The sequence below is a fragment of the Mucilaginibacter straminoryzae genome (genome assembly GCF_022953055.1).
Classification (GTDB): domain Bacteria; phylum Bacteroidota; class Bacteroidia; order Sphingobacteriales; family Sphingobacteriaceae; genus Mucilaginibacter; species Mucilaginibacter straminoryzae.
On sequence record NZ_JALJEJ010000001.1, the window covers coordinates 523,621 to 547,091 of the forward strand.

Here is a 23,471-nt window from a genome sequence, read left to right on the forward strand (position 1 = left end):
TAAGAAAGAGCTTATGAAGGGAATGATATTTATCCTGGCAGCACTGGTAGTTGCGCTAACCTGCTGTCACCAGGATCCGCATAATAAATTCGGTGGACCATCAAATCAGCCACAAGACACCGCCGCAAAAAAGCGTGATACCTCATCTGTCGGTACACGGACCGACAGGTAGTTGCACTGCGATTAATAATACATGTCGCTGGTATAATTTTTTCTTCTGCTGGCGAGGGTAAAAGTTCCACCCATAAAAAACAGGATGAGGCCGGTATGTACAGGCCAGCGGAAAGCAGTCGGATTGTTGTTTTTAATTAAGGCGACAGAGCTGTTGGCCGCTGTGTTTGGTTTAGCTGTATAGAAGAAGCTCCCGGCGATAATTAAAACTATCCCGATCATCATCAGGTAGATACATATCTTTCTCATAAGCTGTACTTGTTTTTAAAGCACAACACATAAGAGCGACAGCTGTTTTAAACTAACGTTTGGTTAACCCCTGTTGGCCGAATTTGATCAGGTCACTTGCGCCAATGTAACCTACCGTTCCGTAAACAGGTTTACCATCCGGGGTGCAGATAATTAAAGTTGGGTAAGCCTGTATATTCCACGCAGATGATAAGGCAGGGCCTTCGCCACGCTCCATATCTATCGCCACGTTTACAAAATTGGCGTTAAAAAAAGCTGCCGCCTTGTTGTTTTTAAACGTAGTGGCTTTAAGCATTTTGCACGGGCCGCACCAGGTAGCGTAGGCATCTACAAAAATATATTTATGCTTTGCCGTAGCCTGTTTTACGGCTTCTTTCCAGGAGTTTTCTATAAAATTAATCTGCGAATCTGGTCCTTTCACAGTTTTGCTGCCGGGGCCGAAACTGCAAAATGATAGGGCGAAAAATGCGAGCAGGATAAATATCCCACCTTTATAACGAGCAATGTTGTTCATGTTGGATTAAATAATGCATAAAAATAGCACATATCTTTTGAGGATATGTGCTATTCATAAAAACTATTCTTAGCGGTTGGGGCGTCCCGGTCTTTCGCGTTCTTGCTCCTGTTGCTGCTGACGTTGCTGTTGCTGCTGTTGCATTTGTTGTTGGCGCTGTTGCTCCATCTGCTGCTGGCGTTGCTGTTGTTGCTGTTGCATTTGTTGTTGGCGCTGTTGCTCCATCTGCTGCTGTTGTTGCTGCTGCATTTGTTGCTGGCGCTGTTGCTCCATCTGCTGCTGACGTTGCTGTTGTTGTTGCTGCATCTGTTGCTGGCGCTGTTGCTCCATCTGCTGCTGACGTTGCTGTTGTTGTTGCTGCTGCATTTGTTGCTGGCGCTGTTGATCCATCTGCTGCTGACGTTGCTGCTGCATTTGTTGTTGGCGCTGTTGATCCATCTGCTGCTGACGCTGCTGTTGTTGTTGCTGCTGTATTTGTTGCTGCTGTATTTGTTGCTGCTGTATTTGTTGCTGGCGTTGCTGATCCATTTGCTGCTGGCGTTGCTGACGCCATTGTTCGCGCTGCTGATCGGTAGGTTGGCTTTGTTGCTGGCCTTGCTGTTGCTGCTGCATTTGCTGCTGGCGTTGTTGACGCCATTGTTCGCGTTGCTGATCAGTAGGCTGACTTGGTTGCTGACCTTGCTGCATTTGCTGCTGACGTTGTTGACGCCATTGCTCGCGCTGCTGATCGGTAGGTTGGATGGATTGCTGGCCTTGCTGTTGCTGCATTTGCTGCTGGCGTTGTTGACGCCATTGCTCACGCTGTTGATCAGTAGGCTGGCTTGGCTGCTGACCTTGTTGACCTTGCTGCTGCTGTTGTATTTGTTGCTGGCGTTGTTGGCGCCATTGTTCGCGCTGCTGATCAGTAGGCTGGCCCTGTTGCTGGCCTTGCTGCTGTTGCATTTGCTGCTGGCGTTGTTGGCGCCATTGTTCGCGCTGCTGATCAGTAGGCTGGCCCTGTTGCTGGCCTTGCTGCTGTTGCATTTGCTGCTGGCGTTGTTGACGCCATTGCTCACGCTGCTGATCAGTAGATTGGCCGGATTGCTGGCCTTGCTGGCGCCATTGTTGTCCCTGTTGATTGTTAGGCATACCTTGCTGCTGAGGCTGGCCTGGATTACCAGGACGGGTTGGCCTGTCTATGGTCTTTACAAAAGGCCTGTTATTATTGTTGTTGTTATTATTTCTTGCCTCTTGTGCCAGCCGTTGCGCATTTTGATAGTTTATGCGACCAAAGTCACGGTCGCCTATCCTGTCGTTAGGGTGGGCATTACGGTAAGCATCAGCATCTACCACACGTATCGGGCGGGTAGGGGCATTGCGGTTCACCTGCGGGCGATAGATATTCAAGGCATCATTCCTTAACATCGGCCTCCCTGGGCGGCTGATATCATTAATGTGATACACGTTTACCGGGCCACGCACCACACGCTGAATGTCTTCCCTGCGCGGGCCGCACCAATACGGGCGGTTGTTCACCACGTAGGTATTGCGTATAATAGTAGTTCGGTTAATAATATTCACCACCCTTGGGCGCGGAACGTAATAATTGTAAATAGCCGGGCTGGTAATATAGGCGCGCGGAGCGAAGGTCCAGTAATAGTCTGGCACATCGAAACCGCCAAAGCTTACATCGATACTTACACCTGGGGTTAAAGGTGCCCAGCCGTAATATTCGCCGCCGCTTCTCCAGCTAACCCATGCCGGTCCCCACTCGTAGCCGGGTATCCATTCCCAGCCGTAGTAATCATCAAAACGCCAGCGGCCGTAGTGGAACGGCGCCCAGCCCCAGTCGTAATCAGATACCCAGGTATTACCGTAATCGGTAAGCACCCAGTGTCCATTGGTGGCATAGGGTTGAAAATCCTGGTCTACATCGGGCACCCAAACCGTACCGTACTGTGGGTCGTCAACCCAGGTGCCGTAAGGCTGTAATTCGTCATAAAACTCCTGGAAAGAAATGGTAGCGCCCTGCGCCTGCGTTTTATGTGGTATCGCCGCTACTAACAGCATAAGCAGTAAGCTGCGGCAGAAAAGTGAAATTAACTTCTTCATATATTTATGGTTTAAAGGCCTTTGCGAGGGGCCTTTATTGTTAGTTCGACTATATTTAAACAGAAGCGTTTAATCGATGGTTATGTTTGTGGATTTTGTGAGATTATGATGAGGAAGTGAAAATTTAATCAGATGTTTGCAGATAGTTTTAATTAAATTTTATTGGTTATGAGCACTATAAATATTCCAAGACTCGACCTTAATACCTATTTAAATGGTACACCGGAAGAGCGTAAACGCTTTTCTGACGATATAGGCCGCGCCTTTAATGAAACCGGTTTTGTTACCATCACCAACCACGGTTTAAGCAAAGAACTGATAGATAATTTATATAAGCAAGTAAAAGCTTTATTTGCACTACCGGAAGCTGTTAAACTAAAATACGAGAAGCCTGAACTGGCGGGCCAGCGTGGGTATACCAGCAAAGGCAAAGAAACGGCAAAAGGCTTTAAGGTGCCGGATCTGAAAGAGTTTTGGCAGATTGGTCAGACCGTTACCGATGGCGACCCTATTAAAGAACAATATCCGGACAATATTTATGTAGACGAACTGCCGGAGTTTAATAGCGTTACCCGCGAGATTTACCAGAAGCTTGAAACCGCCGGCACAAACCTGCTGCGTGCCATAGCGGTTTACCTGGGCTTACCCGAAAGCTATTTTGACGATAAGGTACATAATGGAAATTCTATCCTGCGTACACTGCATTACTTCCCGATTGAGGACCCTGATGCGCTGCCGCCAGATGCCGTTCGTGCCGGTGCGCATGAGGACATTAACCTGATCACCCTGTTGATCGGTGCCAGTGCTGACGGTTTGGAAGTACTTACCCGCGAAAATACCTGGTATGCTATAAAAGCCCATGGCGAAGATATTGTAGTGAACGTAGGCGATATGCTGCAGCGTTTAACTAACGGCAAGCTGAAATCTACCACTCACCGCGTGGTAAATCCGCCTAGAGAAGAAATGAAAAACTCACGTTTTTCTGTACCGTTCTTCCTGCACCCGAAATCAGACATGGATTTAACCAGCCTGGAGTCCTGCATAGATGAGCAGCATCCGAAGCAATTCAGCGACATGACAGCCGGCGAATACCTGGATGAGCGTCTTCGCGAGATTGGTTTGAAGAAGTAATCCCGAAAATTTCAAACAGAAAGGCTTCCCATCGACAGGAAGCCTTTCTGTTTTTATCGGGGTTTTTGATTAAAAAGTATCAAACCACAATAGGCGATTTAAATTGCGGCGCTTTTCTTTTTTTGCTGGCTTGCTCATAAGCGTAGGCCATTGCCAATAGTTGTGGTTCGTGCCAGGCGGTGCTGAAGAAAGACAGTCCCATCGGCAGATCGTGCCACTGGCCCATGGGTACGGTAATATGGGGGTATCTGGCCATTGCCGCTGGTGACGAAAACGAGAAACCATTATTGTAATCGCCGTTGATAAGGTCGATACAAACGGCGAAGCCATTCGTCGGGCCGATAATGGCATCCAGGTTATTTTCTTTCAGCATGTTGTCGATAATGGTCCGGCTTAACCCGTTCGACTTTTTTAATGCTTCCAGGTACTCCGCACTGTTCAGGTCGCCTTTTTGGTTCGCCATTTCCAACGTTTCCTGCTTGAAAAATGGCATCGCTTTCGCTTCGTTCTGACGGTTGAACGCAATCACATCATCCAGCGATTTCATTTTGGAGTTTGCTCCTTTTAAGTAATTATTTACGCCGTCTTTAAACTCATATAGCAATACCTGGAAAGATGCGTTGCCCGTTTGCTGACGAATCTCTTTCATCAGATCGACTTCCACTATAGTGGCGCCCTTGCTTTTCAGCACTTCTACAGCCTCTTTTAATAAGGCAACGGCAGCGGCACTTCCTTGTAACGCAGATTTTTCCAGCCCCAGGCGTTTGCCTTGTAATCCGTCAGTTTTCAGGTAAATGGTATAATCTTTTTTTGCTTTGCCTTCACTTTCCTGTGTTACCAGGTCTTGCGCATCCGTTCCGGTAAGTGCGCCTAATAATATGGCAGCATCTTTTACAGTGCGCGCCATCGGTCCGGCGGTATCCTGCGTTTTAGAAATCGGGATGATATGGCTTCGGCTCCATAAGCCGACTGTTGGTTTAATACCTACCAGGCCGTTAACAGATGATGGCGATACAATAGAACCATTAGTTTCCGTACCGATAGCAATAGCGCAAAGGCTGGCTGCTACGGCTGCACCCGAGCCGGAGCTTGATCCGCTAGGGTTGCGGTCTAACACATATGGGTTTTTAGTTTGGCCGCCACGGCTGCTCCACGCACTGGTTGAATGATTAGAGCGAAAGTTTGCCCATTCGCTCAGGTTGGTTTTGCCAAGAATTACAGCACCCGCATCGCGCAGTTTAGTTACGATAAAGGCATCCTTACTGTAAATGTTATCTGCGAGTGCCATGGCGCCTGCCGTGGTATGCATCCGGTCGCCGGTGCTGATGTTGTCTTTTATCAGTACGGGGATACCGTGGAGTGGGCCGCGTACTTTTCCGCTTGCGCGTTCTTTATCTAACTGGTCTGCCAGGATCAGCGCATCTGGGTTTAATTCTATTACGGCATTCAGCTTTGGCCCGGCTTTATCGATAGTCTGGATGCGCTTCAGGTACATTTCCACCAACTGGCGCGAGGTATACTTTTTATCGCGCATCAGTTGCTGCAGGTCGGTGATAGATTTTTCCGTCAGGTCGAATGCTGTCGCAGGGGCCGATACTGCATCATTTTCTGCTTTTGCGGCGTTTGTGTTAAATATGGAACCAATAGTCAGACTAGCTAAAGAGCTGGTTTGAAGGAATTTTCTTCTTTGCATGAATGATTAAAGTAGACGGCTTAATTTAGGAAAAAGGTTCGATTTGAATGACAGCCTTTGAAGTATATTGTTGCCAAACTACGGCCCTTGTTATCTCGAATGCAGTGAGAAATCTTCTTCTGGCAACAGGCATTTGGAAGGAGACTCTTCGCTTCGCTCTGAATGATAGCCTTTTTTAAATTCGTCTTGATTCCTGACTCTTGCTTCTACTCAGATTTTTGCCCCTATTTCCTCGCCCAAATCACTGCCCACATGATGTTCTTCCAGATCACATCAGTTAAGGCAAAACAGGCGCCTTCCAGTTGTTTTAAATGCCAGCCCACCGGTGCATGGTAATCATGCGCGTCCTGGTGGTCCATCCATAACTGCCAGTCGGCCTCGGTTGATCCCAGCTTCATTGCCTCCTCTTTCCACCGGCCAATGTGTTTCTGATAAATTTCGTCGGTGGCGCCTTTGGTCTGGTCTGCAAAAACAAATATCCCGTTTGGTTTCAACAAAGAATAAATCTTCGGATAAAGCCTTGCCTTATCCTCATCATTAATATGGTGGATGGCAATGCTGGAAATTATCAGGTCGAAAGATCCTTCAGGGAGGTCGAGGCGGGTGAAATCCTGCTGATGATAGTAAATGTTATTATGGCCTTCAAACCTTTTGCGGCATTCGTTCAGGATATCGGCAGAGATATCCAGCGCATGAATTTCTGCATTGGGGTAATGTTTCAGGGCGGCTTCGGTAAGGTTGCCTGTTCCGCAACCTAAATCCAAAATTCTTTTTGGCTGCAGATCATCCGGGATATAGTAGAACAGGTTATAAAAAATCTCGGTATAACGGGGTACGCACCGGCTGATCAGCTCGGTATAGCGGCTGCTCAACTGGTCGTAAAATGCTTCTACGGTTTGCATAAAGTGAATGTAGTCAGAAAGTCCGGAAGTCGGTAAGTCCAAAATTAAAATTTGACAAATTAGTTCGCCATCAGATTATTGCTTCCGGACTCGCGGTCTTTTCTAACTTTCGGACTAAAATGCCTATCTTCACCGCCCAAAATAGACATTTCGAAACTCATGAAACTATTAGAAGGAAAAACTGCTTTGGTTACCGGTGCTTCTAAAGGCATTGGCCGCATGATTGCGCAAAAATTTGCCGAGCACGGCGCCAACGTTGCGTTTACCTATTTATCGTCTGTAGAAAAAGGCCTAGCCCTGGAGCAGGAACTGCAGGCTTATGGCACAAAGGTAAAAGGTTACCGATCTGATGCCTCTAAATTTGACGAAGCTGATCAGCTGATCAATGATATTGTTGCCGATTTTGGTACCATAAACATCGTGGTAAACAATGCCGGTATCACTAAAGATAACCTATTGATGAGGATGACCGAAGAAGCATGGGACGAAGTGCTGAACGTAAACCTGAAATCAATCTTCAACGTTACCAAAGCTGCTTCTAAGATTATGATGAAGAACCGCCAGGGTGTGTTTATCAACATCAGCTCTGTTGTTGGTGTGGATGGTAACGCAGGGCAGGCTAACTACGCAGCTTCTAAAGCAGGTATCATCGGTTTCTCTAAATCAATGGCGAAAGAACTGGGTTCGCGTAATATCCGTACCAACGTAGTTGCACCGGGCTTCATCCGTACCGAAATGACTGACGTATTAGACCCTAAAGTGGTGGAAGGCTGGACAGCAGGCATCGCCCTGAGACGTGGTGGCGAAACTACCGAGGTGGCAGATGCTTGTGTATTCCTGGCATCAGACATGAGCTCATACATCACCGGGCAGGTACTGGTGGTTGACGGGGGAATGTAATCAGTTGCGAGTGGCGGGGAGCGAGGTGTGAGTAAAGAAGCACAAAACAAAAAAATTATTACTGAAACCATTATAGCAATGGCTACAGAAAGAGGGGCGGATAAATCTATCTGCCCCTCTGACATTGCAAGGGTTTTGTTTCCTGCCGACTGGCGCAAGCATATGGATGATGTCCGTACCGAAGCTTTCGAGTTAGAACGACAGGGTAAGGTGCTCATCACCCAGAAAGGGCAGCCGGTAGAGATCGAAAATATCAAAGGGCCTATCCGGATTAAGATTGTGGTAAGATGTTGATTTTTTGCTAATTATGTTTTCGGTTGTGATAATTTCTTAGGCAAATTTTCGTTTTGTCCTCATAACCTTAACAATCGTGAAAACTTTTCTTGCCTTATTATTTGCTGTTTTTACCTGTCTGAGTTTAAGAGCTCAAGACGTAAATGGATCAAATGCAGACAGCGGGTCTTTAGAACGGGCTACTGCAGCACTTCGCGAAGCTTTTGCCAAAGGCGATATTGCATTAGTAGTTAAGCTTCATCATCCGGATATAGTTAAATATTTCGGCGGAAAGAATGTGGTAACAGGCCGGGCCGAACTTGAAAAAGGGGTACGTGAATGGCTGACGAATTCGCATGTAGAATTTATTGAAAATAAAGTGGAAAGTACCTTTTTCAACAAGGGTACAGCTGTACAAACATCGATATTCACTATTCGTAACACGCCTAAATCTGGCGGCAAACCTACCATTGGCAGGGGACGTTCTATGGTTGTATATGTAAAAGATAGCAGCAGCCCAACTGGCTGGTTGTCGGTACGGGAAATTGTTCAGGAAGCACCCCCTGAAATCTGAACGTTATAGTGTGCCTTCACAATAAATTTCGCATTTTGCAGTCATCGTAGTACGCTTTACGTAACATGCTGCTTTTATTTACTGTAACCTGGGGAGCCGTTTCGGGCTGGTGGTCGGTGGCCTGCCTGCTGCTTGGCGTACTATATGCCTGGCTGATGTACAGGCAGCCTGTTTTATTCTCCGGGGGGTATCGCTGGCTGTTAGCTGTTTTTAGGGCATTAGCTGTCACCCTGATCGGGATACTACTCTTAGCCCCTTTGATCCAAACGGTAAAATACCAGCCGCAAAAGCCGCTCATTCTCATCGCACAGGATAATTCAGAATCCATAGGGCGCTTTCAGTCTAACCAGAATGATTTAGGTTTAACCGTAAACGGACTCGCTAAATTGAAAAGCCAGCTGGGTGACGATTATGACGTACGCGAATACCATTTCGGCACTAATTTACAGCCTGGGTTAACCCGCAGCTTCAACGGTAAGCAAACCAATATTTCTGCTGCACTGAAGCAACTGAATGAGCAGTTTGTGAACCAGAACATCGGCGCCATGGTGCTGGCGACAGACGGTATTTACAACCAGGGTACCGACCCGCAGTATGAGGCGCAAAATATCAAGGCCAGCATATATACAGTGCCGCTTGGCGATACCATTCCCCGTCGCGACCTTTTTATCACCAACATAAACTATAACAAAACGGCGCTTTTAGGGAATGATTTTGAGGTGGAGTTGCAGATAGGCGCTAATAAAAGTAGCGGTGAAACTGCAAGGCTAACGGTAACAGAAGATGGCAGAACGGTGCAAAGCCAGAACCAGCAGATCTTATCAGATGAATGGCAAAAGCGTATCAGGCTAAAGTTGAATGCCGATAAAAAAGGGCTAAGAAAATTTACTTTCAGTCTTGCTCCTTTGGCTAATGAGATCTCCACACAAAATAATACCCAAACCATTTATGTAGACGTAATTGATGCGCGTCAGAAAATACTGTTGGTTTATGGTAGCCCGCATCCGGATATCGGCGTTTTAAAACAAGCCATCGAACTTAACCGTAACTACGAGCTGAAGACCATACAGGCAGATGATGCGGCGAAAATAAAATGGGATGATTTTAATCTGTTCATCCTGCACCAGGTGACACTAAGCGCTAACGCTAATCTCTTTAAAGCTGTTACTGCTGCACGAATACCTGTTTGGTTTATGGCCGGTGCGCAGAGTAATCTATCTGATTTTAACCAGCAGCAGAATGTCGTCAGGATAGCTGCTACGCGACCGGATGTGCAGGAAGCCTTTGCCCTGCCCGATGCTGGCTTCAGTAGCTTTACATTAAGTGATTCCACCCGCCAGAAGCTGGGCGCGCTGCCTCCCTTGCTTACTGCGTTTGGCAGTTACCAGGCAAACCCGCAGGCAAATGTGTTATTCAGGCAAAAAATAGGGGCCATTGCTACTAATTACCCACTTCTGGCTTTTATGGATGCACGCGGTTGCCGCACTGCGGCGCTCACCGGGGAAGGGCTCTGGCGCTGGAACCTGAGCGAATTTCAGGCCTACGGCAATCATCATTCGGTAGAGGAGCTTGTTTCGCAGATCATCCAATATTTAACGGCGAATGCGAAGCGGCAACGGTTTAATGTTTTTACCGGCAAGAACGTATTTGATGAAAGCGAGCATGTGATCATCAATGCCGAATTGTATAATGAGGCGTTGGAACTGGTGAATACGCCTGATGTGAAACTGGAACTGAAAGATAGCAACGGTAAACGTTACAGTTATCTTTTTAGTCGCACCGGTGCAAGCTATCAACTGGATGCCGGTTCGCTGCCTGCCGGCGATTATACTTATACCGCTTCTACCCAATTGGGCGGACGTACCTTCGCTGCCAGCGGCCAGTTAAGTATTAAAGCGCTGGATGTGGAGTTGAGGCAAAGCACGGCCGACCATGCTTTGTTGCGTTCACTTGCTAAGCGTTCGGGGGGCGTGGTGGTTAAGCCTGCTCAAATAGATCGGTTGGCAGATCTGCTTCGAAAGAATGAAAATGTAAAAACCGTACTGAATGAAGACCGCAGCTATCGCGAGCTGATTGATGTGAAATGGGTATTCGCGATCATTCTGGCATTACTTAGCGCCGAGTGGTTCCTGCGTAAGCGAGAAGGGGAGATTTGAACCTGATAATGTTGACGCAAATAAAGCGTTAAACTCTTATTCTAATTATTAATTTTGCCGCTGTAACCGGATGAAAAGAAACCTGCTTTTATTGTTGTCGCTGATAGTGGTATTGGTTGTCTACAACTCCTGCAAAAAGGAAAGGCAGAGCTATCTTCCTACTTTACTTACTTCGTCAACATGGGAACTGGCATCTGTACAGGTAACCACTTACCAGGGATCTACCCAATTGGGTACGGCAACATTAAATACTAATTGCCAGCTAAAACAAACTTTTACTTTCAACCCAGATCAGAGCTGCAGTTACCAGAACTTCATCTGCCGGTCTGACATTGCCTCCGGCAAGTGGCAGTTTAGTGATGATAAGCTCACCCTGCAAGCCAATATGCTTTGTAAGGATACCGTGCCGGGTGGTAAGGATACCGTAGATGCGCCTTTTTTAAATGCAAGGATCGTTAATCTGGGGTCATACTCGCTGGTGCTGGAAACCGGTGATATCAACGAGTATTCTGGCAGTACAAAAAAGAGGGTGATCCGAAGATTTGCTTTTGTTCACCAGTAATTCATAATCATGCTATTACGCTTTAAAGTATAGCTCAAAATTTTATATTTGGAGAGTCCCACTAAATACTAGCTGATTTGAAAAAGAGAATAGCCATTTTTGCTTCAGGTTCTGGTTCAAACGCCCAGAAAATCATCGAACATTTTAAGCGCAGCCCGGTGGCAGAAGTGGTGCTGGTGCTGAGCAACAACCCGCAGGCTTATGTGTTGCAGCGGGCAGATAACTTCGAAATACCTTCGCACGTATTTAACCGGGAAGAGTTTTACCAGACAGATGGTGTGGTCAAACTACTGAAAAACCTGCAGGTAGACCTTATTATTTTAGCTGGTTTCCTTTGGCTGGTACCAGAATCGCTGTTAAAGGCATTTCCAAACCGTATTATTAACATCCACCCTTCGTTATTGCCTAAATACGGTGGTAAAGGTATGTATGGCGATAAAGTGCACCAGGCGGTGTTGGATAATAAAGAAGAAGAATCGGGCATAACCATCCATTTTGTGAATGAGCATTTTGACGAAGGCGAGGTGATCCATCAATCCAGGTTTAAAATAGAACCCGGCGATACGATAGAAGTGGTTAAATTTAAAGGGCAGCAGTTAGAGCATCATAACTTTCCACGGGTTGTAGAGGCGCTGCTTAGTAAGATCAAAAGTTAGTCTTTGTCTTCTTCGGTAAAAGCTACTATTTCCCTGATTTTTTCATCAAGCTCTGTCGTTATTTTTTCCATCAGTTGCAGGTCTTCTTTGGTAGCGCGGTATTTGTTCGCTTTAAAAAGCTCCATAAAACCTAATATGCCTGCTACCGGTTTACGCAGTTCGTGCGATTGGATATGAGCGATCTGTTTCAACGATTCGTTCTGTGCTAAGATTTTTTCTTCGTACCGTTTCGCCGATGTGATATCGGTGGCTTTATAGGATATACCGATGATTTCGCCGTCTGTATCATAACTGGGGTCAAAGCTGACGTGCCACCAGATCTTTTCACCGTTTCTGTATTGAACCTGCCTTTCGTAAGTAACAGGCGTACCGTTAAGCGCAATCTGGAAATCTTTTACAAAATCATTCAGGTAATGGCCCCGTAAAATCTCATTCACACCCATACCCGGGTGAATTTTAACCCCATTTACCCTTTTCAGAAATTTGTACATGTTTTTGTTGTAGGCCACCAGCCGTAAGTTCTGATCAATCAGCAATAGGCATGAGCCTGAACTTTCAAAGTACGAGCGCAGTTTGATCTCTGCATTCTTTGCTTCTATAAATTGTTGTTTCAGTACTTCGAGGCTAAACTCAAACTCCATGATCTGGATAATGCGTTTGGCTAAAACTGTAATTAAATGCCGTTGCGAGTCATCGATATCGCGCGCTACGGTATCGGCGATACACAAATACCCTAAAGTATAATTGTCATGCGTGATTAGCGGCGCTCCTGCATAAAACCTGATGTGGGGGTAGTCGGTTACAAGCGTGCTGGTAGAGAAAAACGGGTGTTGAGTGGCGTCCGGGATGACGGTGATTCCCTGGTGTTTGTCCAGGAAGTTACAAAAGAGCTTCGATTCCAGGTCATCGATTCTGCTGACGTCGATATTTGACTTCAGGTACCTGATTACACCATCGGTGGTAATAACAGCTGTCGGTACGCGGCATAATTCGGCTGCGAGTTCAACAATCTCCTGCAATTCATGGTCTTTGTTAATTTCGAGGTTTAGAAAACGATGAACGGCTTGTAATTTTTCCAGCTCTTTATTTTGCATCGGCTACTTCAAAGTATCTCTAATATCCGAAATTTGTTCGTCATATTTACAGATATCAGCGTCGGTTAAAATTTAGTTCATATGGTTTACCAGGTGTTTTAAATTTACCCATTATTTAGTAATTAAAACAGGGTTACTAATCCGTTAAAATTCACTACTTTTGCGGCTCGAAAAACAACCTCAATGAGTCAGCCCGTAAAAATCAAGAATGCTCTGATCTCCGTCTATTACAAAGATCACCTCGAGCCTGTAATTCAAGAACTTAAACGCCTTGGTGTAACGATATATTCCACAGGAGGAACAGAAACGTTTATAAAAAGTTTGGGCGCAGATGTGGTGGCGGTTGAAGATCTTACTTCCTATCCGTCTATCCTTGGCGGCCGGGTTAAAACGCTTCACCCAAAAGTATTCGGCGGTATTCTTTCACGCCGTTCCCTGGATCAGGATAAAGCGCAGCTGGCGCAATATGAGATCCCTGAGATTGACCTGGTGATTGTTGATTTGTATCCGTTTGAAGAAACGGTAGCATCAGGCGCAGGGCACGACGATGTGATCGAGAAAATCGATATCGGTGGTATTTCTTTGATCCGTGCAGCAGCTAAGAATTATAAGGATGTAGTAATTGTTTCTTCTAAGAATGATTATCCTGCTTTAGAAGCGTTATTAAAGACTAAAAACGGCGAAACTGATATTGAAGACCGCAAGCTGTTTGCAGCAAAAGCCTTCAATGTTTCGTCTAACTATGATACGGCAATTTTTAACTACTTTAACCAGGACGAGCAGATTCCTGCATTCAAGCAAAGCATTACGCATTGCCAAACTTTACGTTACGGCGAAAACCCGCACCAGAAAGGGGTGTTCTACGGTAACCTAGATGCCATGTTCACCAAGCTGAACGGTAAAGAGCTTTCATACAATAACTTGGTAGATGTGGACGCTGCAGTGGCATTGATCGATGAGTTTACCGACCCAACCATCGCCATTTTAAAGCATACCAATGCTTGTGGTGTAGCTACCCGCACCCATATTAAAGATGCCTGGGTAGATGCACTGGCTTGCGACCCGGTATCGGCTTTTGGCGGTGTAATTATCGCTAATGACGAGATCAACGAAGCCACAGCCGCAGAAATGACCAAGCTGTTCTTTGAGGTGTTGATCGCTCCGGCTTATACAGATGAGGCGTTAGCTATTCTGAAAGAGAAAAAGAACCGCATCATATTGATCCGTAACGGAGTAGAGCTTCCTGTTAAACAGTTCAAAACTTTATTGAACGGTGTGATTGAGCAGGATAAAGACCTGGTGATCGAAGGCCCTGCGCAGATGACCACCGTTACTAATCGCCAGCCGGATGAGCAGCAACTGCGCGACCTTTATTTTGCCAACAAAATTGTAAAGCACACCAAGTCTAACACGGTTGTCCTGGCTAAGAATGATCAGTTGCTGGCAAGTGGTGTAGGCCAAACCTCCCGCGTGGATGCGTTGCGCCAGGCCTTAGAGAAAGCAAAAAGCTTTGGCTTTGATGTAAACGGTGCGGTGATGGCTTCAGATGCTTTCTTCCCTTTCCCGGATTGTGTGGAGATTGCGGGCGATGCCGGTGTAGTTGCGGTTTTACAGCCAGGCGGTTCCATTAACGATCAAAAGTCTGTTGATATGGCTAACCAGAAAAATGTAGTAATGGTTACTACAGGGGTTCGCCACTTCAAACACTAATTTTATACCAACACAATAAACTACGTTTTTCGACGCTTTAAAAGGCAACGGATTGCAGTTATTGAGGATTTTTTTTAAACTTTGCAGATAGTTTCGAAACAACGGTTAAATGGGTTTATTTAATTTTTTTACGCAAGAAATTGCGATAGATTTAGGTACAGCAAATACCCTGATTATACATAATGATAAAGTAGTGGTTGATGAACCGTCAATCGTAGCTTTAGACAGACAAACCAATAAAGTAATAGCCATTGGCCGCCAGGCAATGCAGATGGAGGGTAAAACGCACGAGAAAATTCGTACGGTTCGCCCCTTGAAAGACGGTGTGATTGCCGACTTTGATGCTGCAGAGCACATGATCCGCGGGATGATCAAGATGATCAACAAAGGCAAAAGCTGGTTCTTCCCTTCTTTGCGTATGGTAATCTGTATCCCTTCGGGTATTACAGAGGTAGAGAAACGCGCCGTGCGCGACTCTGCCGAGATTGCCGGTGCTAAAGAGGTTTATCTGATCTATGAACCAATGGCTGCTGCGGTAGGTATTGGTATAGACGTGGAAGAGCCGATGGGAAACATGATCATCGATATCGGTGGTGGTACTACCGAGATTGCGGTTATTGCGCTTTCAGGTATCGTGTGCGACCAGTCTATTCGTGTAGCGGGTGATAACTTTGATGCAGATATTGTTCAGTATATCCGTCGTCAGCATAACATCATGATTGGTGACCGTACTGCCGAGAAGATCAAAATAGAAGTTGGTGCGGCATTGCCAGAACTGGCAGATCCACCGGCTGACTTTGCCGTACAAGGTCGCGATTTGATGACCGGCGTGCCGAAACAGATCACCGTATCTTATACCGAAATTGCACATTGCTTAGATAAGTCTATCTCTAAAATAGAAGAAGCGATTTTGAAAGCCCTGGAGATTACTCCGCCAGAGCTTTCTGCCGATATTTACCAAACCGGTATTTATTTAACCGGTGGTGGTGCATTGCTGCGCGGTTTAGATAAGCGTGTGGCTGCTAAAACCAAACTGCCGGTACACGTAGCGGAAGATCCGCTTCGTGCTGTAGTACGCGGAACCGGAACAGCATTGAAGAACATCGGAAACTTTAAATTTTTAATGCAATAATTGCGTTGTGAGTTGCGGGTTGTAAGTTGCGGGTGACCAGGGAAAACTACTAACCTTTTACTCGCAACTCGTAACTTTTAACACGAAACTGTAAACAGCATGCGTAACCTTTTGATATTTATCAGCAAGTACAACGCATTTTTTCTGTTCCTGATTTTCGAGGTTAGTGCATTAATTATCTACATCAAATACAATTCATTCCAGAAAGCAACTTTCGTTAACAGCTCTAACCAAGTTACCGGCAATATTTACGGGCGCATCAGTAAACTAAACCAGTACCTGCGCTTAAAAGATGTAAATGATAGCCTGGTACAGGAAAATGCGAGGCTGCGTGGGCAACTGGCTTCGGCTTTCTACGGCGATACCGCCACTAAGCACACCGTTACCGATACTGTTTATCACCAGCAATACACCTACATTGCAGCGAGGGTGATCAATAACTCGGTTAACCGCCCCAATAACTATATTACCATCAACAGGGGTACCGATGCCGGTATTGCCAAAGATATGGGGGTGATCTGCAGTGCAGGGATTGTTGGTATTGTGGTGAACGTTTCGCAACACTTTGCTACCATCCGCTCCTTTTTACATAAAGACACCAAGGTAAGCGCCATGCTGGGCGATACCAAAGATATCGGTTCCATGATCTGGAGTGAAGATTTAGGCCCTAACACCGGTTTGCTGATCGATATACAGAACCACGTAAAACCACACCTGGGCGAAACGGTGGTTACTTCAGGCTTTTCGTTGTGGCCTGCGGGTATTCCTATCGGTAAAATCAGTAACCTGAAAGCTAAAGGCGGCGGCTTTTTCCTGAATATGGAGGTGGCGCTGGCAGTAGATTACAGCAGGTTACAATACGTTTACGTGGTAAATAATAAACTGGCCCTTGAACAGGCCAATATGGAGGCACAGCAGAAAAAAGATGAGCAGGACAATAATAATTAACCTGATACGGTTTTTCGCCCTGGTTTTTCTGCAGGTATTCCTGCTGAAGAACCTGACGCTCTATAACCTGTCTACGCCCTATCCGTACATCACGTTTATTTTGCTGTTACCCTTTGAAACACCCAACCTGGTGCTTTTTGTTCTCTCGTTCATCCTGGGCTTAACCATCGATGCTTTTTACGATACGCCGGGGCTGCATGCCGCCACTTGTGTGATCTTGGCGGTGGTACGCGTGATCTTTATTAACCTTACCGTGCAGAAAGATGGTTTTGATAACGAGCCCGAACCTACATTGTCTGTCATGGGCTTCAGGTGGTTTTTTTTCTATGCCAGTATCCTGACGCTGTGCCACCATTTTTTCTTGTTCAACCTTGAAGTTTTCAGGTTTTCTGAAATACAATATACCTTACTCCGTTTTATATTTAGTTCGATATTTACAATAGTTTTAATGCTGATATCAGGCTTCTTATTTTTTAGAAGCAGAGAACGGAAATGAATAGTTTTTTTGCCCGACGATACGTTATTACCGGAATTTTTGTAGCGCTTTGTCTTGTACTGCTGGTGAGGTTGTTCTACATGCAGATCATGGACGATAAGTACCTGCTTGCTTCAAAAAGCAACGTAGTACGCCGTTATATTGTTTATCCGGCTCGTGGTCCGATCCTTGACCGGCATGGTAAGATCATGGTACAAAACGTGCCGGTGTTTGATATTACCGTACTTCCGCGCGAGGTAAAGCCTTTTGATACCACCTTGTTTTGTAAATTGCTGGGTATTGATAAAGAAGGTTTCGATAAGCGTTTTAACAAAGCAGTAAAATATTCGCCTTACCTGCAATCGGTTTTTGAAAAACAGGTTCCGCTGAATGTGTGGGCATCCTTCCAGGAGCGTTTGCCAGAGTTTCCCGGTTTTGACGTGCAGCGCCGTACCATGCGTACCTATCCGGATTCTACAGCGGCGCAGTTTTTAGGGTACATCGGTGAGGTAACCGATCGCGACATTGAAAAATCAGGGGGATTCTACCGTCCAGGCGATTATATAGGCCGTAGTGGCGTGGAACGTGCCTATGAAGACTTACTGCGCGGACAACGGGGGGTAAGAAACGTGCTGGTAGATTCACGTAACGTGCAGAAAGGCTCTTTTGCCAATGGTGCCTTTGATACTTCGGCTGTGGCTGGGGAACGGTTGATTTCTTCGCTGGATAGCAAGCTGCAAAAGCTGGGCGAGCAACTGATGAAAAATAAAGTGGGTAGTATCGTCGCGATTGAGCCTTCTACCGGCGAGATATTGGCTTTTGTAAGCAGTCCGACTTATGATCCTAACATAATGGTGGAAAAAGGTAAAGGGAATGTGATATCTGCCATGTACAATGATCCTTACAGTCCTTTCCTGGTTCGTCCGATACAGGCTTACTATTCTCCAGGTTCTTCGTTTAAGCCACTGGATGCTTTGATTGCCTTGCAGGAAGGGATCATCACACCACAGACTACCTTCTTTTGCCCGCACTATTACCAGGCAGGGAACCACCGTGTGGGTTGCGAACACTTTGATGGGGTGACAGATCTTCGAAAAGGGATTTCACAATCCTGCAATACCTATTTTTGTAACGTGTTCGACAGGCTAATCAATGCACACGGCCCGAAGAATACAGCCACCACCTATGGCGCATGGCGAGAGAAGGTGAATAATTTTGGTTTCGGTGTGAAGCTGGATGTCGATCTGCCGCATGAACGACGCGGTTTGGTACCTACCCCGCTTTACTACGATAACCGTTTTGGCAAGAACCACTGGCGGTCCAGCTCGGTGATCTCTTTAGCCATCGGGCAGGGCGAGTTGTTGGCTACGCCGCTACAAATGGCAAATATCGAATGTACCATTGCTAACAGGGGTTTCTACTTCAAACCGCACCTGATTAAAGCCATCGGCGATAAGAATGTGATTAAAAAGGAATTCACCGAGAAACATTACGTAGGCGTGGACAGTAATTACTTTCACCCGGTGATTGACGGTATGCAGGATGTGGTTGACCATGGTACGGCGGCGGACTCGCGTATTCCTGGTATAGTCATGTGCGGTAAAACCGGTACGGTGCAAAATCCGCATGGTAAAAACCACTCTGTATTTGTAGGTTTTGCTCCACGTGATAACCCTAAGATTGCGATTGCCGTGGTGGTAGAGAACGCCGGTTATGGTGCTTCATGGGCCGCGCCTATCGCCAGCTTTATGGTTGAAAAGTATTTAAAAGATTCTATTACCCGCAGGCCCTCAGGTATTGATCTGCACCGTTATATGAATGCAAATCTGTTGCCGCCTACACCTGCACAGATCAAAGCGCAGAAGCAACGTCAGGATAGTTTGCGCAGATTAATGAAAGATACCAGCCGCAAACGTACGGATACGTTGGAGAAGCCTCGAGTACAATTGAAATCTGCCGGTAACAACAATCGCCGCGATACCATGGCCAAGCTTTACGCTGCACGCTTAAAACGGAGGGAAGATGCGGAGTAGCAGCGCTAACCAGCGGGGATTTTTTTTCAACGTGGACTGGTTGACGGTATTGCTCTACCTGATCTTGGTAACCATCGGTTGGTTTAACATTCATTCGGCAGTTTTCGATCCAAAACATCCAGAGGTAATTGGATTTGATACCAACTACGGTAAGCAACTGGTATATATTATTGCCGGTGTGGTGCTCGCTATTGTGATCCTGCTGTTAGATAACCGCTTTTTCATCGCCTTTGCTTCTATATTTTATGCCATCACCATTATCCTGCTCATTGCAGTGTTAATTGTCGGGCGAAATGTGGGGGGTAACCAGGCGTGGATCCCGTTAGGCAGCTTCCGGCTGCAGCCGTCTGAGTTTGCTAAGGTGACGACATGCTTGTTACTGGCGCGATATCTTAGTGGTCCTAATATCCGAATTACCGAATGGAAATCCTTTTTAGCAGCAGGTGCCATTATCGGCGTACCAATGATGCTGATTATGCTGCAGCCGGATACAGGTTCTACACTGGTGTTCTGCTCGCTGATATTCGTGCTTTATCGCGAAGGTTTGTCGCCCTGGTTCCTGATTGTTATCGCGCTGATTATCGCCCTGTTCGTCCTCACTTTGTTGTTTAACCAGTTATACCTGATACTTAGCCTGGTGGTGCTGGGGCTGCTGGTCATCTGGATGTTTAAGCATTACCGGCAGGTGGTGTTTGCAGTGCTCATCGGGTTGGCCATATCCATCTCCTTTATCTTTAGTGTGAAATACATTTACGGCCACGTGCTGAAACAGCACCAGAAAGAGCGTATTGATATTTTACTTGGCCTTACTACAGACCTGAAGAAGAAGGGCTATAACGTTAACCAATCTAAAATTGCAATAGGCTCCGGTAAACTTTGGGGTAAGGGCTACCTGCAGGGTACCCAAACGCGCTATTCTTTCGTTCCTGCGCAGAGTACCGACTTTATTTTTTGTACCATAGGTGAAGAGTGGGGCTTTGCCGGATCGTTGACGTTAATTGGTATTTACCTTTTCCTGCTGCTGCGGTTGGTGGCTATAGCCGAGCGGCAGCGATCGCCGTTCTCGCGGATCTATGGTTATGGCGTAGCGTCGATATTGTTTTTCCACGTGATGATCAATATCGGCATGACTATCGGTATCGTCCCGGTAATTGGTATACCGCTGCCGCTAATCAGCTATGGCGGCTCATCACTCTGGAGCTTCACCATTTTATTGTTCATCCTGGTCAAGCTGGACTCGAACCGGATGGGGACAATATCGCCGGCTTAATTAAGCAAACCGGCGTTTTAAAAGCTCGTAAAATCGGTCTGCCGTTGCCTGTTTGGCGGCCCAGTTATTCTTTCCCACATAGTTATTGGTTAGGAAACGGCTGGCTTCGTCAAAGTTGTTAAAGCGGTTCAATATCTCTATTGCTTCGCTGTAGGCCAAGCTGTACCCGTTAAACAGGTCGCGTACGAACAGCATTTTATCGTTGAGGGATATCGCAGATTTTAAATCTTTAATCGGGGCTTGGGAAGAAGAGGTAGTTGTTGCTTCGGCGGGTTTATTACCCGATAACTGCGCCGATATACGCTCATTAAGTGTTAACGGCCTTTGCGGTTCTTCTGCCGGTGGATAGGCCGTGTGCGATACGTTCTTAGCCCTTGGAAACTCAGATGCAGGTTCTGCCACAGGCTCAGGTTTAATTTCTTCTGCCGGTGGAAGAATCGTCGGGCGATTTTGTATTGCTTCAACAGGTTCCTCTTCCGGCCATGCCGCAGATTCATTTAAGTTCAGTTCATGACGAATCACTTCCGGTTCTGCCTGGCGGGTGAACGAAAAGGTATCGTTGCCTTTACTTTCAAAAAGATTTATTTCGGGTACCGGCTTATCTTCTACAGGTTGAACGGGCGAAGCCACTGGTTCTTCTGCAGGTAATGCCGTTTCTGATGCAACTGGCTGTTCTTCCGGGTGCTTGTTCAGTATAAAGAAGCTTTCCTGTTCTTCTGTTGTGCTATTTTCCTGGTGTGCAGGCTCTTCATCATGTGGATACACTGGCTCTACATAAATCGGTTCTGCTGGCTTCAGGTCGAAGTGAAACTCGTTAGATGCAGTTAAAGGTTCTTCAGCAACGGGTTCTTCAACAATTTCTTCTTCTTGTTCTGCCGGTTCGGGGTCCCGTATGGGTTCCGGTTCGCTCATCACTGCTGCAGGTTGTGTTTCTACAGGTGGCAGCGTGTAAACGGTTTCGGCTGGTGCTGTTTCCGGTGCAGGTAAAATAAAAGTGGCTTCTGTTCCTTCGCTTACCGTCGGCAATGCCTTTTCTTCTTCATGTACCGGCAGGGCTTTTGTAATGTGTGCATTTAATTTTCTCAGTATCTCGAGATGGTCGGTCAGGAAATTTGCATTGGCTGCAAATAACTCCAGTTCCAGGTCATTTAATGCATCTTGTTGGGTTTTCAGATAATCGTACTGCTCGTTCAGTTCCTGTAAAATTCCACCTATTTTTCTAAAAACATCCTGTTGCCTCATAAGCTGTGTTGGGAAAATTGCTTATCAAAAGTAGGATTTAATTCTGATATTAGCAGGCTCTAATTGGTGATAGATGCTGTTCAGCGAAGATGTTTTCAGAAGAAAAAGTGAGTTAGGCGGAAGCATAGAAGTGATCTGCGGGTCTATGTTTTCAGGTAAAACCGAAGAGCTGATCAGGCGGATGAAACGCGCGCAGATTGCCCGCTTGCGGGTGGAGATCTTCAAGCCGAAAACAGACGTCCGTTACGATGAAACCAACGTGGTATCGCACAACCAGAACGCCATACCGTCTGTCCCTGTAGAACACTCCTCGTCTTTATTGTTGCTGATCACCGATAACGTTGATGTAGTGGGAATTGACGAAGCCCAGTTTTTTGACGATGAGTTACCCAATGTTTGCAACGCACTGGCCAACCGCGGTATCCGCGTGATTGTAGCCGGCTTGGATATGGATTTTAAAGGCCAGCCCTTTGGCCCTATGCCGGCAATAATGGCCATGGCAGAGTCTGTTACCAAAGTTTATGCTGTTTGCGTTCAGTGCGGCAACCCTGCTTTATATTCTTATCGCCTGGTGCCGGATAGCGGCAAAATTCTCCTCGGCGAAAAGGAAAGCTACGAGCCCCGCTGCCGGGTTTGCTTCAACAAAGGTTAAATTGGTCTAACCGGAGATCGCTCTAACCGGCAAATAATCCTCTCTGAAAGATAGTGCTTTAAATTCCCTCTCCTTTTGATTGGTTAGGAGGAGGTCACTTGCTGGATTTCGCATATAAAAAGCATATTACAGACCTAATGTTTTGAGCACTTTTATGCTAGGAAAAAAGTGGCTGTAACAATACTGTAATATTTCTATCCCAACGAACAAAAAACGCTGTTTCCACGTTATTTCGATATAAATAAACCGGTTATGAGCGTGAAAGTAATCAATGTTTTACAGTGCGCATCTGATGCAGAAGAGACCTTTGAACAGGAGTTGAAAAAACTGGTTGACATTTCTCTGCATGAAGAAGGGTGTTTGGCTTACGAGATCTACCAACCCAAGGACAAGCGCGGCGAATACGTAATGATCGAAGAGTGGCAGAACGAAGATGCGCTCAGCAATCATAAGGGGTCGTCCCATTACCGGCATTTCATCAGGGTTTCGCCTGTGCTGCAAAACAGTCCGGCCGAAGTTAAGGAACTGGTGAGGCTGGTGTAATTTAATATAGGCTTATGAGTAGTTCTGATAAACAAAAGCAATGGTTTAGCTGTTTATAAGCCTATACTGTCATTGGTGCAGTATGCTGATTTGTGGTTTATTTCCGATGCGATAGTATGATGCCAAAGAAAATACTGGTTATAGAGGACGATAAAGATATTCGTGATACCATCATGTTTACCCTTCAACGGCGGGGTTATGAGGTAATTGCGTCTGAGAATGCGAAGATACTGAAGACGGTTAAGGATATTGACCCTGACCTGATTCTGCTGGATAATTGGCTGAGCGATTGGAAAAGCGATGCCAACGGACAGCAGTTAAGCAAAGAGTTGAAGAGCAGCCAGGCAACGGCACACATACCTGTAGTGATCATATCTGCGGTAAGCAATATCAGGGAGATCAGCGAAGCGGCGCTTGCCGACGGTTACCTGAAAAAACCTTTTGAACTGGAAGAATTGATCGGTGTGGCAGAAAGGTTTGTTCGCAAGTAAACCGACCAC

General features: G+C 46.2%; 24 protein-coding genes. 17 read left to right on the forward strand and 7 right to left on the reverse strand.

Translation table 11 applies throughout. The features are described 5' to 3' along the window. Positions 1-13 precede the first annotated feature (13 nt). Positions 14-172 carry a hypothetical protein gene (locus MUY27_RS02315; protein ID WP_245128355.1) on the forward strand — a complete coding sequence of 53 codons (159 nt, stop codon included), beginning with the start codon at positions 14-16 and terminating at the stop codon, positions 170-172. An 11-nt stretch (positions 173-183) separates the two neighbouring features. On the opposite strand, the gene MUY27_RS02320 is transcribed toward MUY27_RS02315, so the two are convergent. The 3 genes from MUY27_RS02320 to MUY27_RS02330 all read right to left on the reverse strand — a co-directional run bounded on the left by MUY27_RS02320 (position 184) and on the right by MUY27_RS02330 (position 3,025). After that, the gene (locus MUY27_RS02320; protein WP_245128356.1) at positions 184-420 is read right to left on the reverse strand and encodes a hypothetical protein; all 237 of its coding nucleotides are present in this window, start codon (positions 418-420) and stop codon (positions 184-186) included. A gap of 52 nt (positions 421-472) precedes the next feature. Continuing rightward, on the reverse strand, positions 473-934 hold the full coding sequence (locus tag MUY27_RS02325) for a thioredoxin family protein (RefSeq protein ID WP_245128357.1): 462 nt from the start codon (positions 932-934) through the stop codon (positions 473-475). 69 nt (positions 935-1,003) lie between these two features. Beyond that, on the reverse strand, positions 1,004-3,025 hold the full coding sequence (locus tag MUY27_RS02330) for a DUF6600 domain-containing protein (RefSeq protein ID WP_245128358.1): 2,022 nt from the start codon (positions 3,023-3,025) through the stop codon (positions 1,004-1,006). A 168-nt stretch (positions 3,026-3,193) separates the two neighbouring features. On the opposite strand from MUY27_RS02330, the gene MUY27_RS02335 reads away from it, so the two are divergent. After that, entirely contained in the window at positions 3,194-4,156 is a 963-nt protein-coding gene (locus MUY27_RS02335) for an isopenicillin N synthase family dioxygenase (protein ID WP_245128359.1), read from the forward strand. Positions 4,157-4,235: 79 nt separating this feature from the next. On the opposite strand, the gene MUY27_RS02340 is transcribed toward MUY27_RS02335, so the two are convergent. Continuing rightward, the gene (locus MUY27_RS02340) at positions 4,236-5,849 is read right to left on the reverse strand and encodes an amidase (RefSeq protein ID WP_245128360.1); all 1,614 of its coding nucleotides are present in this window, start codon (positions 5,847-5,849) and stop codon (positions 4,236-4,238) included. Between the two features lie 224 nt (positions 5,850-6,073). Continuing rightward, entirely contained in the window at positions 6,074-6,793 is a 720-nt protein-coding gene (locus MUY27_RS02345) for a class I SAM-dependent methyltransferase (RefSeq protein ID WP_245128361.1), read from the reverse strand. A gap of 117 nt (positions 6,794-6,910) precedes the next feature. On the opposite strand from MUY27_RS02345, the gene fabG reads away from it, so the two are divergent. The 6 genes from fabG (at position 6,911) to purN (ending at position 11,872) form a co-directional block, all read left to right on the forward strand. Next, entirely contained in the window at positions 6,911-7,651 is a 741-nt protein-coding gene (gene fabG / locus MUY27_RS02350; protein WP_245128362.1) for a 3-oxoacyl-[acyl-carrier-protein] reductase, read from the forward strand. A gap of 27 nt (positions 7,652-7,678) precedes the next feature. Then, positions 7,679-7,945: a DUF3253 domain-containing protein gene (locus MUY27_RS02355; RefSeq protein WP_338042643.1), complete on the forward strand. Its 267-nt coding sequence runs from the start codon at positions 7,679-7,681 to the stop codon at positions 7,943-7,945. Between the two features lie 76 nt (positions 7,946-8,021). After that, on the forward strand, positions 8,022-8,498 hold the full coding sequence (locus tag MUY27_RS02360) for a YybH family protein (protein WP_245128364.1): 477 nt from the start codon (positions 8,022-8,024) through the stop codon (positions 8,496-8,498). 65 nt (positions 8,499-8,563) lie between these two features. Continuing rightward, complete coding sequence (locus tag MUY27_RS02365; protein ID WP_245128365.1) at positions 8,564-10,654, forward strand: hypothetical protein; 2,091 nt, start codon at positions 8,564-8,566, stop codon at positions 10,652-10,654. 70 nt (positions 10,655-10,724) lie between these two features. Beyond that, positions 10,725-11,216, forward strand: a complete 492-nt coding sequence (locus MUY27_RS02370) for a lipocalin family protein (RefSeq protein WP_245128366.1) — start codon at positions 10,725-10,727, stop codon at positions 11,214-11,216. Positions 11,217-11,293: 77 nt separating this feature from the next. Beyond that, entirely contained in the window at positions 11,294-11,872 is a 579-nt protein-coding gene (gene purN, locus MUY27_RS02375; protein WP_245128367.1) for a phosphoribosylglycinamide formyltransferase, read from the forward strand. Here the strand turns inward: purN and MUY27_RS02380 are convergent. Further along, a complete protein-coding gene (locus MUY27_RS02380; RefSeq protein WP_245128368.1) occupies positions 11,869-12,966 on the reverse strand; it encodes a PAS domain S-box protein in 1,098 nt (365 codons plus the stop codon). The genes purN and MUY27_RS02380 overlap by 4 nt on opposite strands. A 183-nt stretch (positions 12,967-13,149) precedes the next feature. Between MUY27_RS02380 and purH the strand changes: the two genes are divergently transcribed. The 6 genes from purH to rodA all read left to right on the forward strand — a co-directional run bounded on the left by purH (position 13,150) and on the right by rodA (position 20,534). Then, positions 13,150-14,676, forward strand: a complete 1,527-nt coding sequence (gene purH / locus MUY27_RS02385; RefSeq protein WP_245128369.1) for a bifunctional phosphoribosylaminoimidazolecarboxamide formyltransferase/IMP cyclohydrolase — start codon at positions 13,150-13,152, stop codon at positions 14,674-14,676. 109 nt (positions 14,677-14,785) lie between these two features. Continuing rightward, positions 14,786-15,808 (forward strand): rod shape-determining protein, encoded by a 1,023-nt coding sequence (locus MUY27_RS02390; protein WP_074487496.1) that lies wholly within the window; start codon positions 14,786-14,788, stop codon positions 15,806-15,808. Positions 15,809-15,907: 99 nt separating this feature from the next. Further along, positions 15,908-16,756 carry a rod shape-determining protein MreC gene (gene mreC, locus MUY27_RS02395; RefSeq protein WP_245128370.1) on the forward strand — a complete coding sequence of 283 codons (849 nt, stop codon included), beginning with the start codon at positions 15,908-15,910 and terminating at the stop codon, positions 16,754-16,756. Further along, positions 16,734-17,252 carry a rod shape-determining protein MreD gene (locus tag MUY27_RS02400; RefSeq protein ID WP_245128371.1) on the forward strand — a complete coding sequence of 173 codons (519 nt, stop codon included), beginning with the start codon at positions 16,734-16,736 and terminating at the stop codon, positions 17,250-17,252. Before mreC ends, MUY27_RS02400 begins: the two co-directional genes overlap by 23 nt. After that, positions 17,249-19,264 (forward strand): penicillin-binding protein 2, encoded by a 2,016-nt coding sequence (gene mrdA, locus MUY27_RS02405; protein WP_245128372.1) that lies wholly within the window; start codon positions 17,249-17,251, stop codon positions 19,262-19,264. The genes MUY27_RS02400 and mrdA overlap by 4 nt, the downstream gene beginning before the upstream one ends. After that, a complete protein-coding gene (gene rodA, locus MUY27_RS02410) occupies positions 19,254-20,534 on the forward strand; it encodes a rod shape-determining protein RodA (protein WP_245128373.1) in 1,281 nt (426 codons plus the stop codon). Before mrdA ends, rodA begins: the two co-directional genes overlap by 11 nt. On the opposite strand, the gene MUY27_RS02415 is transcribed toward rodA, so the two are convergent. After that, positions 20,535-21,776 carry a hypothetical protein gene (locus MUY27_RS02415; RefSeq protein WP_245128374.1) on the reverse strand — a complete coding sequence of 414 codons (1,242 nt, stop codon included), beginning with the start codon at positions 21,774-21,776 and terminating at the stop codon, positions 20,535-20,537. Positions 21,777-21,849: 73 nt separating this feature from the next. On the opposite strand from MUY27_RS02415, the gene MUY27_RS02420 reads away from it, so the two are divergent. The 3 genes from MUY27_RS02420 to MUY27_RS02430 all read left to right on the forward strand — a co-directional run bounded on the left by MUY27_RS02420 (position 21,850) and on the right by MUY27_RS02430 (position 23,462). After that, a complete protein-coding gene (locus MUY27_RS02420; protein ID WP_245128375.1) occupies positions 21,850-22,428 on the forward strand; it encodes a thymidine kinase in 579 nt (192 codons plus the stop codon). Between the two features lie 252 nt (positions 22,429-22,680). Next, positions 22,681-22,971: a putative quinol monooxygenase gene (locus MUY27_RS02425; protein WP_245128376.1), complete on the forward strand. Its 291-nt coding sequence runs from the start codon at positions 22,681-22,683 to the stop codon at positions 22,969-22,971. Positions 22,972-23,087: 116 nt separating this feature from the next. Continuing rightward, the gene (locus MUY27_RS02430; protein WP_245128377.1) at positions 23,088-23,462 is read left to right on the forward strand and encodes a response regulator; all 375 of its coding nucleotides are present in this window, start codon (positions 23,088-23,090) and stop codon (positions 23,460-23,462) included. The last annotated feature ends 9 nt before the right edge of the window (positions 23,463-23,471 follow it).

Excerpts from the sequence above, each read along its gene's own strand:
- rodA (WP_245128373.1), top strand. The coding sequence starts at position 19,254 with ATGCGGAGTAGCAGCGCTAACCAGCGGGGATTTTTTTTCAACGTGGAC.
- mreC (WP_245128370.1), top strand. The coding sequence starts at position 15,908 with ATGCGTAACCTTTTGATATTTATCAGCAAGTACAACGCATTTTTTCTG.
- MUY27_RS02335 (WP_245128359.1), top strand. The coding sequence starts at position 3,194 with ATGAGCACTATAAATATTCCAAGACTCGACCTTAATACCTATTTAAAT.
- MUY27_RS02390 (WP_074487496.1), top strand. The coding sequence starts at position 14,786 with ATGGGTTTATTTAATTTTTTTACGCAAGAAATTGCGATAGATTTAGGT.
- MUY27_RS02380 (WP_245128368.1), bottom strand. The coding sequence starts at position 12,966 with ATGCAAAATAAAGAGCTGGAAAAATTACAAGCCGTTCATCGTTTTCTA.
- MUY27_RS02400 (WP_245128371.1), top strand. The coding sequence starts at position 16,734 with ATGAGCAGGACAATAATAATTAACCTGATACGGTTTTTCGCCCTGGTT.
- MUY27_RS02370 (WP_245128366.1), top strand. The coding sequence starts at position 10,725 with ATGAAAAGAAACCTGCTTTTATTGTTGTCGCTGATAGTGGTATTGGTT.
- purH (WP_245128369.1), top strand. The coding sequence starts at position 13,150 with ATGAGTCAGCCCGTAAAAATCAAGAATGCTCTGATCTCCGTCTATTAC.
- MUY27_RS02340 (WP_245128360.1), bottom strand. The coding sequence starts at position 5,849 with ATGCAAAGAAGAAAATTCCTTCAAACCAGCTCTTTAGCTAGTCTGACT.
- MUY27_RS02420 (WP_245128375.1), top strand. The coding sequence starts at position 21,850 with ATGCTGTTCAGCGAAGATGTTTTCAGAAGAAAAAGTGAGTTAGGCGGA.
- MUY27_RS02430 (WP_245128377.1), top strand. The coding sequence starts at position 23,088 with ATGATGCCAAAGAAAATACTGGTTATAGAGGACGATAAAGATATTCGT.
- MUY27_RS02325 (WP_245128357.1), bottom strand. The coding sequence starts at position 934 with ATGAACAACATTGCTCGTTATAAAGGTGGGATATTTATCCTGCTCGCA.
- MUY27_RS02425 (WP_245128376.1), top strand. The coding sequence starts at position 22,681 with ATGAGCGTGAAAGTAATCAATGTTTTACAGTGCGCATCTGATGCAGAA.
- fabG (WP_245128362.1), top strand. The coding sequence starts at position 6,911 with ATGAAACTATTAGAAGGAAAAACTGCTTTGGTTACCGGTGCTTCTAAA.
- MUY27_RS02315 (WP_245128355.1), top strand. The coding sequence starts at position 14 with ATGAAGGGAATGATATTTATCCTGGCAGCACTGGTAGTTGCGCTAACC.
- MUY27_RS02365 (WP_245128365.1), top strand. The coding sequence starts at position 8,564 with ATGCTGCTTTTATTTACTGTAACCTGGGGAGCCGTTTCGGGCTGGTGG.
- mrdA (WP_245128372.1), top strand. The coding sequence starts at position 17,249 with ATGAATAGTTTTTTTGCCCGACGATACGTTATTACCGGAATTTTTGTA.
- MUY27_RS02415 (WP_245128374.1), bottom strand. The coding sequence starts at position 21,776 with ATGAGGCAACAGGATGTTTTTAGAAAAATAGGTGGAATTTTACAGGAA.
- MUY27_RS02320 (WP_245128356.1), bottom strand. The coding sequence starts at position 420 with ATGAGAAAGATATGTATCTACCTGATGATGATCGGGATAGTTTTAATT.
- MUY27_RS02330 (WP_245128358.1), bottom strand. The coding sequence starts at position 3,025 with ATGAAGAAGTTAATTTCACTTTTCTGCCGCAGCTTACTGCTTATGCTG.